The sequence below is a fragment of the Lentzea kentuckyensis genome (assembly GCF_002150765.1).
Taxonomy (GTDB): domain Bacteria; phylum Actinomycetota; class Actinomycetes; order Mycobacteriales; family Pseudonocardiaceae; genus Lentzea; species Lentzea kentuckyensis.
In genome coordinates this window covers 280-15,384 of the sequence record NZ_MUYM01000007.1, presented here as the reverse complement: position 1 = coordinate 15,384, position 15,105 = coordinate 280, and the positions used below count along the sequence as shown (strand labels likewise).

General features: G+C 69.7%; 9 protein-coding genes. 4 read left to right on the top strand and 5 right to left on the bottom strand.

Features of this window, described 5'->3' with window-relative positions:
* The first annotated feature begins 82 nt into the window (after positions 1–82).
* The 3 genes from B0F77_RS05040 to B0F77_RS05030 are packed head-to-tail and all read left to right on the top strand — an operon-like array spanning position 83 to position 2,057.
* The gene (locus B0F77_RS05040; protein WP_086661592.1) at positions 83–502 is read left to right on the top strand and encodes a helix-turn-helix domain-containing protein; all 420 of its coding nucleotides are present in this window, start codon (positions 83–85) and stop codon (positions 500–502) included.
* Positions 499–927, top strand: a complete 429-nt coding sequence (locus B0F77_RS05035) for an ImmA/IrrE family metallo-endopeptidase (protein ID WP_086661591.1) — start codon at positions 499–501, stop codon at positions 925–927. Before B0F77_RS05040 ends, B0F77_RS05035 begins: the two co-directional genes overlap by 4 nt.
* Before the next feature lie 2 nt (positions 928–929).
* Complete coding sequence (locus tag B0F77_RS05030) at positions 930–2,057, top strand: MAB_1171c family putative transporter (RefSeq protein WP_086661590.1); 1,128 nt, start codon at positions 930–932, stop codon at positions 2,055–2,057.
* Here B0F77_RS05030 and B0F77_RS05025 read toward each other — a convergent pair.
* The gene (locus B0F77_RS05025) at positions 2,006–2,632 is read right to left on the bottom strand and encodes a DUF8010 domain-containing protein (RefSeq protein WP_086661636.1); all 627 of its coding nucleotides are present in this window, start codon (positions 2,630–2,632) and stop codon (positions 2,006–2,008) included. The two genes, B0F77_RS05030 and B0F77_RS05025, sit on opposite strands and share 52 nt — an antisense overlap.
* Entirely contained in the window at positions 2,625–3,056 is a 432-nt protein-coding gene (locus B0F77_RS05020) for an acyl-CoA thioesterase (protein WP_086661589.1), read from the bottom strand. Before B0F77_RS05020 ends, B0F77_RS05025 begins: the two co-directional genes overlap by 8 nt.
* 85 nt (positions 3,057–3,141) lie before the next feature.
* Here B0F77_RS05020 and B0F77_RS05015 point away from each other — a divergent pair, with 85 nt between their 5' ends.
* Positions 3,142–3,639 (top strand): DUF2975 domain-containing protein, encoded by a 498-nt coding sequence (locus B0F77_RS05015; protein ID WP_086661588.1) that lies wholly within the window; start codon positions 3,142–3,144, stop codon positions 3,637–3,639.
* A 19-nt stretch (positions 3,640–3,658) separates the two neighbouring features.
* On the opposite strand, the gene B0F77_RS05010 is transcribed toward B0F77_RS05015, so the two are convergent.
* From B0F77_RS05010 to ettA, 3 genes are all read right to left on the bottom strand, one after another.
* Positions 3,659–8,596 carry an NAD-glutamate dehydrogenase gene (locus B0F77_RS05010; protein WP_086661587.1) on the bottom strand — a complete coding sequence of 1,646 codons (4,938 nt, stop codon included), beginning with the start codon at positions 8,594–8,596 and terminating at the stop codon, positions 3,659–3,661.
* A 370-nt stretch (positions 8,597–8,966) separates the two neighbouring features.
* The gene (locus B0F77_RS05005; RefSeq protein ID WP_086661586.1) at positions 8,967–13,103 is read right to left on the bottom strand and encodes a hypothetical protein; all 4,137 of its coding nucleotides are present in this window, start codon (positions 13,101–13,103) and stop codon (positions 8,967–8,969) included.
* A gap of 18 nt (positions 13,104–13,121) precedes the next feature.
* The gene (gene ettA / locus B0F77_RS05000; protein ID WP_086661585.1) at positions 13,122–14,798 is read right to left on the bottom strand and encodes an energy-dependent translational throttle protein EttA; all 1,677 of its coding nucleotides are present in this window, start codon (positions 14,796–14,798) and stop codon (positions 13,122–13,124) included.
* Positions 14,799–15,105: the final 307 nt, after the last annotated feature.

Here is a 15,105-nt window from a genome sequence, read left to right as displayed (position 1 = left end):
CACTCCAGGGAATCACCAGACTGACGCCCAGGACAGTCCGTGTCATTAAAGTGATCGATCAACTCGACTGTAGACTTCTCGCGTGGAGCACGTCAACGAGACGACGGCCGCATCGGCAGAGGTGCCTCGGACGTTGGCGGAGAAGGTCGACCACCTCTTCCGCGAGGTGCGCCCACGAGGTCGGAAACCGTTCACCCACCCCGAAGTCTCCGCTGCGACAGGTCTGTCGACGGGGCTGCTGTCCGCGTTGCGTTCGGGCAAGAACACCAATCCGACGAAGGACACCCTGGAGCGGCTGGCCGAGTTCTTCGGCATCCCGGTCGCCTATTTCTTCGACGATCAGACGACCGAACAGGTCACCGCGCAGATCGGACTGGCGGCCGCGATGCGCGACGCGGGGGTCGCGAGCGCCGCGACCAGGATGATCGGCCTTTCCCCCGGCAGCGTGGACGCCGTGCGCGCGCTGACCGAGCAGCTGCGCAGGCTGGAGGGACTCGAGTGAGCAGGCTTGCCGCGAAGCTGGTTCTGCCACGCCCGTTCGATGTCCACGAACTGTGCCGCCGTCTCAGCGCCGAGCGTGGCAGACCGATCGTGCTGACGTCGTTGCCGATGACGCTGCTGGGGCCTTGCGGCCTCTGGCTCGCCGGCGAGCGCGCCGACATCATCTGCTACGAGCAGAACACCTCGGTGCTGCACCAGGAGCACATCATCCTGCACGAGCTCGGCCACATCCTGCACGAGCACAGCGGCGCGGAGACGATGTCGGAGCTCTTCCCGGATCTCGGCGGGGAAACCCTGCGGATCATGATGGCGCGTCAGCACGACACCTTTTCCGGACGAGCCGAACGGCAGGCGGAGAACTTCGCTTACAAGGTGCTCGGCAGGGCCAGCAGGGCCTCGGGATTTCGCAGAGCGTTGGAGGATTGAGCATGGCACCCGCCATCGCGGCCCACCTGGTCCTGATCACGGTGATCGCCGCCGGCGCGCTGAACCGCTACCTGGCCTGGCGGCGCAACCCGTCCGACCGCGCGGCGCGCGCGGTGTTCTTCGCGCTGGTGTGCATGGAGATCTCGAACGTCCTCGGGCTCGCCGCCGTCTACTGGCCGATCCACCGCGCGTTCGGCGAGTTGCCGGGGTTCCCGCAGGTGGTGCAGCACCTGGCGAGCATGGGCATGTCGTTCTACGCCGTGATGTTCACGCTCGCCGTCGTCAAGCCGGACGAGCCGGTGCGCTCGCGTGTCCGGTTGCTCGCTGTGGCACTGGGGCTGCTGGCAGTCTGCTATCTGCTCGGTCCCGTCCGGCTTGGGTTGCCGTTGCTCGGTGAACGGGGACACGCGGACGTCGGCATCGCCGCATACGTACTGGTGTGGCAGTTGTACGGCTCGATCGCGATGGCCGACGTGCTGAGGATCGTGTGGACCAATCGCACCCAAGAGCACGGCGTGCTCAGGACGAGCCTGACCTTGATGGGGATTGGCTGTGTCCTGTCCATCGTGCACGCGGTGCACAAAACGTCCTACGCGTTCGCCGTGTGGCTGGGTTTCCCGCTGCCTTGGGCCGAGCACGGGCTGTCCGGAGCGCAGATCCTGCTGGTCGTTCCCGCGGGATTGTTCCTGCTCGCAGGTCTGCTGCTGCCGTCGACGAGCGCGGCCACCCGCAGGCGTCGTCTGCACCGGCAGCTGGCCCCTCTGGCGACAGCGCTCGGGATCACCGAACACGGCGTGCGCGGTTCACGGGCGCGGCTGCTGAACCGTGTGATCGGCATCCGGGACGCGCTGATCGGCCCGCTGCGTTCCCGGCTGGATGCCTCCGTCCACGAAGCGGCACAGGCCTCCGCCACGAGTGCGGGGCTCACGGCGGAGGACGCGCGCGCTCACGCCGAGGCCGCGTGCATCGACGCGGCCCTGCGCGGTGAACCAGGAGGCCGGCCTCCCGAGTTCTTCGCACCCGAGCCCGACGAGGAAGCGGACTGGCTCGCCAAGGTGAGCGCGGCCTACGTCGAACTTCAGACGATCAGCGGCAACATCGAGTGCCGGCGGCGCACCACCGCGCCGTAGCGGGCGTCGATCCGCAGCCACGCGTCGGTCGCGGTGACCCGGACATCGCCTTCCTCACCGAGGAAACCCATGCCCGACAACGCGAACAGGACACGCAGCGGCACCTTCACGTCCAGTCCGGACCCGCTCACCGTGAGCACGGTCTGGTCCATCAGGGAGGCCGGCGGCGTGCCCTGCGGCCCGGTGTTCTCCCGGGCCACCTCGACGCCTTCGTCCGCGATCTTCGCGATCACCTCGACGGGCAGCCGGTCCACCAGGAGCCAGCCGTCGGCGGGCGGCAGGGCCGAGCGCCACATCAGGTCCTTGGCGGGCCCGGGATCGATGCGTTCGTCCCGCATGACCGCGAGGCCCGTCAGCAGCTCGGAGCCGGACACCGTGACGTCGGCCGGATTCGCCTGCCCCGCAACGGTTCGCGTGGCCAGCGCGTCGAACGGCGTGGCGACCCACGCGTCGAGCAGCTCCTCGTTGCGGTTGCGCAGCCGCACCACGGTCTGCCCGTCCAACCGCACGGCCCGCGCGGCGAACGCCCCGAGGTCGTCTCTTTCGGCCGCGTCGGCCAACACCAGCTCAGGCACCATTTCCCCCTGCCCGCCACCCGGCGAGAAAGTCACGCTCGGCCTCGGTCAGCCGACGCGGCCGCGCGGTGGTCACGTTGTAGGGCGCCATGAGCGTCTCCGCCCTGGTGACCACCGGGCTGTTCGGATCACGGCTGCCGCGCACGACGTAGTCGAGTGTGAACGACGCGGACTTCAGCTCCCGCACCGACATCTCGACCATGATGTCCTCGCCGGTGAACACGATCGGCGCGAGGTACTCGACCACGAGCTTGGCCACGACCATGCCCTCGGCCATCTCCTTGACCCCGTGGCGCGCCGCCTCGGTGAACAGCAGCTCGATCCGGGCCTCTTCCAGCAACGTCACCGTGTTCGCGTGGTTGACGTGGCCGAACGCATCCATGTCCGACCATCGCGGCCGCACACCAGTGACGAAGACACCCATGCAGGGACCCTACCGCCCACCAACCTTCACAGGATCTCCACGCCAGCCGATTGAAAGTCGATAGCCAGCTCTCGATACTCGATCTATGTTCCGCGTACTGGTGATCTTCCTGCAGACCCTGCTCGCCGTCGCGTTCGTCGGCGGCCTCTTCGCGCAGGCCGTGGTGATCCCGACGGCCGCGGCGGACGAGGTCGCGTTCTTCCCGCCCTACGAGTCCGTGCAAGTGCCGTTCGTGGCGTTCGCGATCGTCTTCGTCGCGTGCTGCCAGGCCCTGCTGGTGGCGTTGTGGGGAGTGCTGCACCGGGCAGGCAACGGCACCGTGTTCGAGTCCGGCGCGCTCACGTGGACGAACCTCGCGGTCGGCGCTGTCGCGGCCGGGGCCGTGGTGCTCGGGTCGGTGTGCGGCTACGTCTTCTTCACCGACATTCCCACGCCCTACGACGGCATGGAGCTCCTCGGCCTGTGGATGGGGAGCGGTGCCGCCACGATCGTGGCGGCCGTTTGCGCGTTGATGCTCCTGATCGTGCGGTACTGGCAGCGTCACGCGATCGCGCAGCGTGCCGAGCTGGAGCAGGTCCTCTGACCTGCTCCAGCTCCGGGCACTACCTGACCATGCTCCGCACCTGGCGGGCGGCGACGGACAGGGTGGCCAGGTCCAGCTGGTGGACCCGGTTGATCTCTTCGAGCGCGCCGCGCGAGCGAGCCAGGCGGGAGGCGTTGGCCTGCTCCCACTTGGTGATCTTCTCGCTCGCGGTGTCGCCCTCGTCGCTCGCCCTCAGCACGTCGATGGAGATGGCCCGCAACGACGAGTAGAAGTCGTCGCGCAGAGCCAGCCGGGCCAGGGCGTGCCAGCGGTTGCCGCGCTCCAGGCTCGTCACCGAGTCCAGCATGTGGTCGATGTCGAGGTGGTCGGACAGCGCGAAGTACACCTCGGCCGTCTCCCGGTGCGTGCGCTCCGGACCCGCTCCGCCGGTCGGTCCGAACTCGCGTTCGGCCAGCTCGGCGATCTCGGTGACGTCGAGCAGGCCGTACATGTAGAGCAGCGCCGCGACCTTGCGGGCCAGCTCGGCGGGGACGCCCTGTTCGACGTACCGGTCCGCCTTGCCCGCGACGACGTCGTATTCCTTGCCCTGCAACAGGTCCAGGGCGAACGGGCTGAGCTCCTCGACCACGCCGCGGAAGCGGTTGATCGTCGAGCCCACCGCGAGCGGCTGCGGGCGGTTCGAGAGCAGCCAGCGGGACGCGCGGTCCAGCAGCCGGCGGGTCTCCAGGACCATGCTGTCCTGGACCTCCGTCGGCACCACGTTGTCCAGCGCCTGGATCTCGCGCCAGATCGACGGCAGGTCGAAGACCTCGGTGACCACGGCGTAGGAACGGACCGCGTCGGTCGCCGACGCGCTCATCTCCTCGGCCAGGCGGAAGGCGTAGGACACGCCACCGCCGTCGACGACCTCGTTGACGACGACCGTGGTGATGATCTCCTTCGCCAGCGGGTGGTTCGGGATGGCCAGGCCGAAACGCTCGCGCAGCAGGCTCGGGAAGTAGTCCGGCAGCTTGTTCTTGAACGTGTCGATCGTCGGGATGTCGCTCGCGAGCAGCTCTTCCTTCAGCGTGAGCTTGGTGAACGCGAGCAGCGTGGCCAGCTCCGGTGAGGTGAGGCCCGTGCCCTGCTTCTCCAGCGTCTTGAACTCCGCGGCGCTCGGCAACGCCTCCAGCTTGCGGTTGAGCGCACCGCGCTGCTCGAGGTCGGCCGTGAGACGCGCGTGCACCGACAGCATCGGTACGGCGTGCGCCCGGCTGACGCCGAGGACGTTGTTCTGCGAGTAGTTGTCCGCCAGCACGAGCTCGCCGACCTCGTCGGTCATCTCGGCCAGGACCTCGTTGCGCTGCTGCTGCTCCAGCGACCCTTCCCGGACCAGGTGGTCCAGCAGGATCTTGATGTTGACCTCGTGGTCGGAGCAGTCGACGCCGGCGGAGTTGTCGAGCGCGTCGGTGTTGACCTTGCCGCCGCTGCGCGCGAACTCGATGCGGCCGCGCTGGGTGAGGCCCAGGTTGCCGCCCTCACCGACGACCTTGACCCGCAGCTCGTCGCCGTTGACGCGGATCGAGTCGTTCGCCTTGTCGCCGACGTCGGCGTGCGACTCGGTCGACGCCTTGACGTACGTGCCGATGCCGCCGTTCCACAGCAGGTCGACCGGCGCCAGCAGGATCGCCTTCTTGAGCTCCGGCGGCGACAGCTTCTCCACGCCCTCTGGCAGTCCCAGCGCGACGCGGGCCTGTTCGGAGAGCGGGATCGACTTGGCCGTGAGCGGGAAGATGCCGCCGCCCTCGCTGATCAGCGAGCGGTCGTAGTCGTCCCACGACGAGCGGGGCACGTTGAACAGCCGCACGCGCTCGGCGTACGAGGTGTCCGCGACCGGGTTCGGGTCGATGAAGATGTGCCGGTGGTCGAACGCGGCCACGAGCCGGATGTGCTCGGACAGCATCATGCCGTTGCCGAACACGTCACCGGACATGTCGCCGATGCCGACGACGGTGAACTCCTCGGTCTGCGTGTCCACGCCGAGTTCGCGGAAGGAGCGCTTCACGCTCTCCCACGCGCCCTTGGCCGTGATGCCCATGGCCTTGTGGTCGTAACCGATCGAGCCACCGGAGGCGAACGCGTCGCCCAGCCAGAAGCCGTAGCTCTGGCTGACGCCGTTCGCGATGTCGGAGAACGTCGCGGTGCCCTTGTCCGCGGCCACGACCAGGTACGTGTCGTCGCCGTCGTAGCGCACGACCTGCGGCGCGGGCACGACCTCGTTGTTGATCAGGTTGTCGGTGAGGTCGAGCAGGCCCGAGATGAACATCTTGTAGCAGGCGATGCCTTCGGACATGAAGTTCTCGCGGTCGATGCCGGGGTCGCCGGTCGCCGGGATCGGGCGCTTGACGACGAAGCCGCCCTTCGCGCCGACCGGCACGATCACCGCGTTCTTCACGGCCTGCGCCTTGACCAGGCCGAGGATCTCCGTGCGGAAGTCCTCGCGGCGGTCGGACCAGCGCAGACCACCGCGCGCGACGCTGCCGAACCGCAGGTGCACGCCCTCGATCCGAGGCGAGTACACGAAGATCTCGAACTTCGGCCGCGGCGCCGGCAGGTCCGGGATGGCCTGGGGGTTGAGCTTGACCGACAGGTACGGGCGGGCGTTGCCGTCGGCGTCGCGGAAGAAGTAGTTCGTCCGCAGCGTGGCGTTGATCAGCGTGAGCAGGCTGCGCAGGATGCGGTCCGCGTCGAGGCTGGTCACGTCGTCGATCAGCTTGCCGGTCTCGACGACCATCGTCTCGGTGCGGTCGGCCCGCGTGGCGTCGTCCAGTCTCGGGTCGAACCGGGACTCGAACAACGCCACCAGCGCGATCGCCACGCTCGTGTGTCCGAGCACGGCGTCCTCGATGTAGTCCTGCGAGTACGGCGTGCCGGCCTGCCGCAGGTACTTCGCGTACGCGCGCAGCATCGCGGCCTGCTGCCAGGTGAGCCCGGCCTGCAGCACCAGCGAGTTGAACCGGTCGACCTCGGCCTCACCGCGCCACACGGCCGCGAACGCGTCCTGGAACCGCACCCGCACGTTGTCGAGGTCGGCCTCGGACAGCTGGGCGAGCGCGGCCTGGTCGATGCGCAGGCCGAAGTCGTAGATCCAGCACTGCACGCCGTCTTCGCGAGCGATCTCGTACGGCCGTTCGTCGACCACGATGACGCCCATGCGCTGCAGCATCGGCAGCACGTCCGACAGCGTGATGCCGTCGCCGGTCACGAACAGCTTGAAGCGCCGTTCCCCCGGCTCGGCGTTCTCTGGCACGTAGAACACCATGTCGAGGTCGCCCTCGACGAGCGCCTCGATGCGCCGGTAGTCCTCAAGGCCTGTGGAGGCCGGGAAGTCCTCCTTGTAGGCCTCCGGGAAGACCGAGGCGAACCGCTGGCCCTGCTCCGTCGCCGACTCGGCACCGAGGTCGTCGCCACCGACGGCCTCGACCATGCGGTCGTCCCAGCTGCGCACGGCCTCGGCGAGCTTGGCCTGGATCGCGTGGACCTCCGGCTCCAGCGTGCGCGCCGGGTCGGTGTGCACCATGAAGTGCACGCGCGCGAGAGCGGACTCGCCGATGCGCGCGCTGTACTCGAGGTTCAGGCCGCCGAGCTCGGCGAGCAGCACCTCCTGCATCGCGAGGCGGCTCGTCGTCGTGTAGCGGTCGCGCGGCAGGTAGACCAGGCACGAGAAGAAGCGGCCGAACGGGTCGCGGCGCAGGAACAGCCGCAGCCTGCGGCGTTCCGCAAGCGCGATGACACCCGTCGTGGTCTGGTACAGCGTGTCGCTGTCGACCGAGAACAGCTCGGTGCGCGGGTAGTTCTGGATCACCTCGAGCATCCGCTGGCCCGAGTACGACTGCAGCGGGAAGCCCGCGCGGTGGATCACCTCGCGCACGCGGCGCTCGATCACCGGGATGTCGAGCACGTCCTCGTGCAGCGCGGTGGTGCTGAAGATGCCCAGGAACCGGTGCTCACCGGAGACGTTGCCCTCGGAGTCGAACGTCTTCACGCCCACGTAGTACGGGTAGACGCTGCGGTGCACGCTGCTCTGCGCGCTCGCCTGGGTGAGGACGAGCAGGTCGGGGCTGAGCGCCTGCGCGCCGTTGTCCGGCCCCGCGGTGAGGCTGCGCGCCGCGAGGCTGTCCTGGCGCAGCACGCCGAGCCCACTCGCGAGCACCGCCCGCAGCGCCGGCTCGCCGTCCTCCTGCACCAGCTCGTACTGCCGGTAGCCCATGAAGGTGAAGTGCCCGTCAGCGAGCCACTTGAGCAGCTTCGAGCCGTCGGTGGTGTCCTCGGCCGGGTCCTTGCCGAGCTCCTCTGCCAGCTGCAGAGCCGTCGACACCATCCGGTCGGTGTCCTCGACGACCTCGCGGACGTCGGTCAGCACCGTCAGCAGCCGGGTCTCGAGCTCGCGGGCACGATCGGCGTCGGTGATGAGGTCGACCTCGATGTTCATCCACGACTCGGCCAGCGCGTCCGCGGGCGGGTCGGCCGGATCGGCGGTCGGCAGCACCTCGGTGCGCTCACCGGTGACCGGGTCACGCCGCACGACGACGATGGGGTGCACAACGCGCTGCACCTGCACACCACCGCGGGTGAGCTCGGACGCGACCGAGTCCACGAGGTACGGCATGTCGTCCGTGACGACCTGGACCACCGTGACGGGGCATTGCCACCCGTCGGTCGTGCGCGTTGGGTTGAGGATGCGCACCGCGGCGCGTCCTGGGACGCGGCTCTCGGCGAGCTGGTAGTTCGACCGCACCGCTCCGACCAGGTCCACCGGGTCGTCGTCGTTGACTTCCTCGGCGGGCACGTGCCGGTAGAAGAGGCGGATCAGATCAGCGAGTTCGGGTGCATTGGCGGCGGCCCGTTCGATCAGCTCGTCACGGACCTGTTCAGGACTGGCCGTTGGACTGTCGCCGTCCGCGGTGGTGACCGCAGTGGCGTCGTCGGTTCGGGTCGGGGCTCCAGTCGAGGTCATCTTCAGGCGACTCCACGCTATCCGGCACCTCTGTGTGCCGGGTTCGCCCCCACCCTAGATGGGATGGCGGCCGTGTCCGGCAACAGGAGGGGCACTGACGAACCACTGAATCGAGGGCTGAATCGAGTCACATCATCAGTGGCGACAAGGCATTCCGCATGATGGACGCGACAGCACCCAGGCAGGCCCGACGAGCGGGCCAGACCCGGCTTCCGACCGGTCCACGCACACGATCGATCATGGGCCCGACGGTCCCGGGAAGACCGCCGAACCGGCAACATTCGCCCACCAGCCGCCAGGCAACTCGCCTCGGCGCACCCGGCGGGCAAGGCGCTCCGCGGTGCGAGTGTGGTGTTGCCCACCATCACGCTTACGCGCCCGGCAGAGTCCAACCTGCGGGACCGTTCAGCCCGATCGGACGGATGGGCCCGGTGGTCTCGCTGTCCGATGCGCCGACGGGGGCGATCGGGCCGGTCTTCTCCTGCTCGGACTCCACTAAGGGCTGAGCGGACTCCGGGCCGGGTCGACCTGCCGGCTGCGCCGGGAGGAAGTACTCCGAGCCCGGCCCTTCGCCGATCGACGGCGACTGCGAGCCGAACGAGCTCAGCGGGTTGTCCGCGACCGGTTCAGCCGGGGACTGCTGGGCGCCGAAGGACGGGGTCGAGCGGTAGAGCGAGTCCCCGATGGGTGAGCCCGCGGCTGAGTCCTGCTGCGAGCCGAAGGACGAGCCGGGCCGAAAGAGGGGGTCCGCGCCGGCCTCGCCTGGCAACGCCTGCGTGCCGAAGGAAGCGCCAGGCCGAAACCCAGAATCCTCACCCGACTCCGACCGCGAACCGAACGAAGAGCCGGCCCCAAATCCCGAGTCCCCTTCCGACGCCGGCTGCGAGCCGAAGGACGAGTCAGGTCCAAATCCAGCGTCGCCACCAGATTCCGCAGGGACAGACGGCGTCCCAGACCCAAACCCAGGGCCCTCCCCCGGCTCCGGCTGCATGCCAAACGAAGAACCAGTCCGGAACCCTGAGTCCGACTCCGACTGCGAACCGAAAGACGAGCCAGGCCGAAATCCCAAGTCCTCACGGGACTCCGCAGGCACCGATGACGACCCAGGCCGAATCCCCGCGCCCTCACCCGGCTCCGCCGACAGCGGCTGGGTGCTGAACGACGAGCCAGGGCCGAAGCCGGAGTCCTCACCCGACGCCGCTTCCGCGGGCGACTGCGGTGGGAGCGGCTGCGAGCCGAAGGACTCCCCTGGGCGAAAGAGCGAGTCCGCGGCGGAGGGCCGTTCCTCCTCGTCGCCGGATCGCTCGGGAGCGACGGCGGAGTCCCCGGCGCCCTCTGACTCGGCTGACCAGTCCGGGACGGTCAGATCGGCGGTATCGACCTGCTCCTCGTCGGAGCGGCGGCCCGTCTCGTAGGCGACGAGCGCTTCTGCCAGCAGGTCGGCGAGGCTCAGGTCGCTGGGCTTGCGGCGGCTGCTCGGACGGCCCGTTCGCGTGTTGGACTCGCCGGTGGTCTCGGTGCCGACCGGCTTGCCCGCGGGTTCGCTGTCGGCAGGGACGGTGAGTCCGGTCTCCGTGGGGGCGTCCGGCTCGGGCTCCGTCGCGAAGAAGTCGTACTGCGGGGTCGCGTCGGGCTCGGCGCCCACGCCGGGTTCGGTGGCGGTGTCCGGTGTGTTGGCATCGGGCTGGGTGCCGAAGCCGCCGAAGCCCGACTGGGTGCCGAAGCCGGATTGTGTGCCGAAGCCGGGCTGGGTGCCGAAGGTCGGCTGCGTCCCGAAGTTCTGGGTGCCGAAGCTCGACTGGCCGCCGAAGCCGGGCTGGGCGGTGCTGTCGGGCGGTGCCGGCTGATCCGCGGCGCGGGGCAGGCGGACCGGGACGGTGGGGACGTCGCCGGTGTCGTCCTCCACGTCCGCCGAGCTCAGGAACGTGCTCGACAGCAGGTCCGGTGCCGGGGCCTGCGGGATCTCGTCCGGGGTGGGTACCGACGGGATCGGGTCCGGGATGGGCGGCAGCGGCTGCTGGTCGGGATCCGGCTTCGGTTCCGGGTCTGGGTGCTCCGCCGGCTCCGGGGACGGGACGGAGGCGGACGGCCGCTGGGACTTCGGGGTGCTGAAGTCGAGCGAGCTGAAGTCGAGGTCGGGGAGCTTGCGCTCGTCGTCCTGGGCGGGGGTGGCCGGGAAGCCCGAGGCCGGGGTGTACGGCGGGTAGGCCGGTTCGTCCAGGTGCGGGCCGAAGTCCGGGGCCGCCGGCGGACGGCCGAACGCCGCGGACAGGCCGGAGCGACCGGGGCGGTCCGGCATCTCCGGGTCCGCGAAGTAGTTCGGGGGGTCGGCGGGCGCGGCGTGCGACCCGGCCGGGGAGTCCTGCGGTGCGGCGGAATCCGGGGCCGCGGCGTCGTCTTCGCGGCGGCGGGACGGCGGTTCCACGCGCCACGACGGGGTTGCGGGCTCGGCCTCGTTGTCACGGGCGCGGCGACGGCCACCTGCTCGCAGGCCCTGGGCCTTGAGCATGTCCAGGACGCTTTCCGGCTGCGGGTTCGAGGCTTCCGCGCGGGCGGCGGCTTCCGCGCGCGCCGCCTCCTCGCGTTCCGCGGCTTGGCGGGCGACCTCCTGGTGCGCCGCTTCCTGACGCGCCACGTCCCGCCGAACGGCCTCCAGCCGGGCGGCCTCGCGCCGGGCTTCCTCCAGGCGAGCGGCCTCTTGTCGCGCCGCTTCCTGACGGGCTGCTTCCTGGCGTGCGGCTTCCGCGCGGGCTGCTTCCTGACGCGCGGCCTCCTGGCGGGCGGCTTCCTCCGCCGCGCGGGCCTCGCGTTCGGCCTGGGCGCGTTGTTCCTCGCGGGCCTGGCGTTCCGCCTCGATCTGGCGGCGGGCCTCGCGCTGCAGCTCCATGAGTTGCTGCTCGACCTTGCGCTTGCGTTCCTGCTCCGGGCTCAGCGACGGCTGCGATGCCGGCGTCTCGTCGGGCTGAGATGTCTGGAGCTGGGGTGCCTGCGGCTCGGGAGCGGCAGGGGTTTCGGCGAGGGTGTTCGGCTCGTCGTCGTCGATCTCGCCCGCGGCCACACGGGCGGCGCGGCGGCGACCGCTCACCATGGCGCCCGCGGAGGCGATCAGGCCCGAGGCGGGGACGGTGCGGTCGGAGGACGGGGTTGCGGCGGGCGGTTCCACGGGCTCCGGGGTTTTGTCGTCGGGCTCACCGAACGGCTGGACCATGCGCCACCGGTCGGCGGCGTGCTGGCGTGCCGCGGACAAACCCTCCACGGTCATGTCTTCGGCAGCGCGGCGAACGCGCTTGACCGTCAGGCCGTCGCCTTTGCGGACCTGGACAGGTCTCCACTGGCGCAGCTGTTGTTTCAGGGCGGCGGACAGCACGCCGTCGGTGACGATCGGCATGCCCTCGACCGGGCGGAGCACGCTCGCCAGTTGCTGGTGCAGGTCAGCGGGCTGGCGGTGGACGCCGGAGAACTCGGCGGCCAGTCTCGCGCGCACCGCGTAGACGGCACGCGCCCGGCGGCGTTCGGCGGCGTGGGCGGAGCGCAGGTTCGTGAGCGCGTCGGCCAGCTCGCCGGACACCTCGTGCACGTGGGCCAGCGCGAGCAGGCTTTCCGCCAGCAGGGTGTCGAGCTGGTGGCGTTCGGCGCTCGCCGCCGCCTCGCGCAGCATTTCGCGAGCCAGCGCGACCCGGCCAGCGGGCAGATGCACGCGGGTGGCCAGCGCCAGGCGCAACCAGCCGGTCGTCGACGCCGACGGTGCTCGCACCGGGAGATCGAGCATCGGGCCGCCGACCTCGCTCGCGTCGAGCAGGCGGTTCGCGTCCATCAACGCGAGCACCAGCTCCAGCGTGAGCCGGCCGATCCCCTGGCCGCTGTCCGCGGACGGGTCGGAGAACCTGCTCAGCAGGTCGAGACCTTCCCGCGCGGCACCGACGGCGGCGGCGATGTCGCCCCACCGCCGGTGTTGCGCCGCCTGCACGGCGCGGATCAGGCCGCGCAGCAACAGGCGGGTGTCGTCGTCGAGCGTCGGGTCGGCGACGTAGAGCTGGTCCGCTTCCGCGAGCGCCCGCGTGGGTTCGTCGCCGCGGCCGACCGTGACGAGGCATTCGCTGGCCTGCACCAGAGCCGACGCCCGCAGCTCCGCGGGCACGTCCTGCGCTTCCAGCACGGGCGTCACCGCGGCGAACCCCGTCAGCGGGGCTCCCACGGACCGCGCGCACGCCGCGAGCTCCACCCGCAGCAGCCACGCGGTCTCGTGTTCACCGGCTGCCTCGGCGGCCTTCAACGCGTCGATCGCCCGGTCGGCGATGCGGACGCCGCGGCCGACCCGGTTGCCCGCGAAGACCACCAGCGACTCCGCCCGCAGGCGGTCGGCTTCGTCGTGACGGGCGGAGGCGAGCGCGAGTGCGCGCTCGCCCAGCACCAGAGCGAGCTCCGGTGCCCGCCAACGCAGCCGCCAGGCGGGCACGACCAGCGTGCTCACCTCGACGTTCGCCTGCGTCTCGCCCCTCGCCGCCACGACGTCGCCGTTGCCCTCTCAGTCCCGTGTCAGCTTGCGGTACGTGACACGGTGCGGCCTTGCGGCATCGGCACCCAGGCGCTCGAGCTTGTTCTTCTCGTAGCCCTCGAAGTTGCCCTCGAACCAGTACCACTTCGACGGGTCTTCGTCCGTGCCCTCCCACGCGAGGATGTGCGTGGCGACGCGGTCGAGGAACCACCGGTCGTGGGAGATCACCACGGCGCAGCCGGGGAACTGCTCGAGAGCGTTCTCCAGTGAGCCCAGGGTCTCGACGTCCAGGTCGTTGGTCGGCTCGTCCAGCAGGATCAGGTTGCCGCCGAGCTTGAGCGTGAGCGCGAGGTTGAGGCGGTTGCGCTCACCACCGGACAGCACGCCCGCGGGCTTCTGCTGGTCAGGGCCCTTGAAGCCGAACGCGCTGACGTACGCGCGCGAGGGCATCTCGACGTTGCCGACGTGGATGTAGTCGAGTCCGCCGGACACGACCTCCCACACGTTCTTCTTCGGGTCGATGCCGCCGCGGTTCTGGTCGACGTAGGACAGCAGGACCGTCTCGCCGACCTTCACCTCGCCGGCGTCCGGCTTCTCCAGCCCGACGACGGTCTTGAACAGCGTCGTCTTGCCGACGCCGTTCGGCCCGATGACGCCCACGATGCCGTTGCGCGGCAACGTGAACGACAGACCGTCGATCAGGACCCGGTCGCCGAAGCCCTTCTTCAGCTTCTCGGCCTCGACCACGACGTTGCCCAGACGCGGGCCCGGCGGGATCTGGATCTCCTCGAAGTCGAGCTTGCGGGTCTTCTCCGCCTCGGCCGCCATCTCCTCGTAGCGGTCGAGTCGCGCCTTGGACTTGGCCTGGCGGGCCTTGGCGCCGGAGCGCACCCACTCCAGCTCGTCCTTGAGGCGCTTCTGCAGCTTCTGGTCCTTCTTGCCCTGGACGGCCAGACGCTCGGCCTTCTTCTCCAGGTAGGTCGAGTAGTTGCCCTCGTACGGGTGGGTCCGGCCGCGGTCGATCTCGAGGATCCACTCGGCGAGGTTGTCCAGGAAGTACCGGTCGTGGGTGACGGCGAGCACGGCGCCGGAGTACTGCGCGAGGTGCTGCTCCAGCCACAGGACGCTCTCCGCGTCCAGGTGGTTGGTGGGCTCGTCGAGCAGCAGCAGGTCGGGCTTGCTCAGCAGCAGCTTGCACAGCGCGACACGGCGGCGCTCACCACCGGAGAGCTTGGTGACGTCGGCGTCCGGCGGCGGGCAGCGCAGGGCGTCCATCGCCTGCTCCAGCTGGGAGTCGAGGTCCCACGCGTCGGCGTGGTCGAGCTCCTCCTGGAGCTTGCCCATCTCCTCCATCAGCTCGTCGGAGTAGTCGGTCGCCATCAGCTCGGCGATCTCGTTGAAGCGGTCCAGCTTCACCTTGATCTCGCCCAGGCCCTCCTGGACGTTGCCGAGGACGGTCTTCTCCTCGTTGAGCGGCGGTTCCTGCTGCAGGATGCCCACGGTGTAACCGGGCGACAGGTACGCCTCGCCGTTGTTCGGCGTGTCCAACCCCGCCATGATCTTGAGCACGCTCGACTTGCCGGCGCCGTTGGGACCGACCACACCGATCTTCGCGCCGGGGTAGAACATGATCGTGACGTCATCGAGGATGACCTTGTCACCGTGCGCCTTGCGCACCTTTTTCATGGTGTAGATGAACTCGGCCATGGCGGCGATCGTAGAGCGGTGCCCGGAGGCCACTGACCTCGGTCGCCGACAAGCAGGCGTTCACCCCCGGTTCGAGCGTCACGCGACTCGGTGACCTGCCCGTTCCGTTCGAACATGAACGACTCTCGGCGATCGGTCCTCGTCGGCCCCGATCTACGAGCTTCCCTCCTTCTTCGTGGATCGCAGTAGGTACATCTTCTCCGGCGGCGCATCAGGTTCGGGTGGGTTCCCCAACACCCGGAACCCGTTTGCCCCAAACGGCGCAAGCCCGCTCAGAACGGGATGGGCTCTTCGGCCAGATCGTCGC

Bases quoted from the DNA above. Each gene is read 5' to 3' on its own strand.
- B0F77_RS05030 (WP_086661590.1), top strand. From the start codon at position 930: ATGGCACCCGCCATCGCGGCCCACCTGGTCCTGATCACGGTGATCGCC.
- B0F77_RS05020 (WP_086661589.1), bottom strand. From the start codon at position 3,056: ATGGGTGTCTTCGTCACTGGTGTGCGGCCGCGATGGTCGGACATGGAT.
- B0F77_RS05015 (WP_086661588.1), top strand. From the start codon at position 3,142: ATGTTCCGCGTACTGGTGATCTTCCTGCAGACCCTGCTCGCCGTCGCG.
- B0F77_RS05010 (WP_086661587.1), bottom strand. From the start codon at position 8,596: ATGACCTCGACTGGAGCCCCGACCCGAACCGACGACGCCACTGCGGTC.
- ettA (WP_086661585.1), bottom strand. From the start codon at position 14,798: ATGGCCGAGTTCATCTACACCATGAAAAAGGTGCGCAAGGCGCACGGT.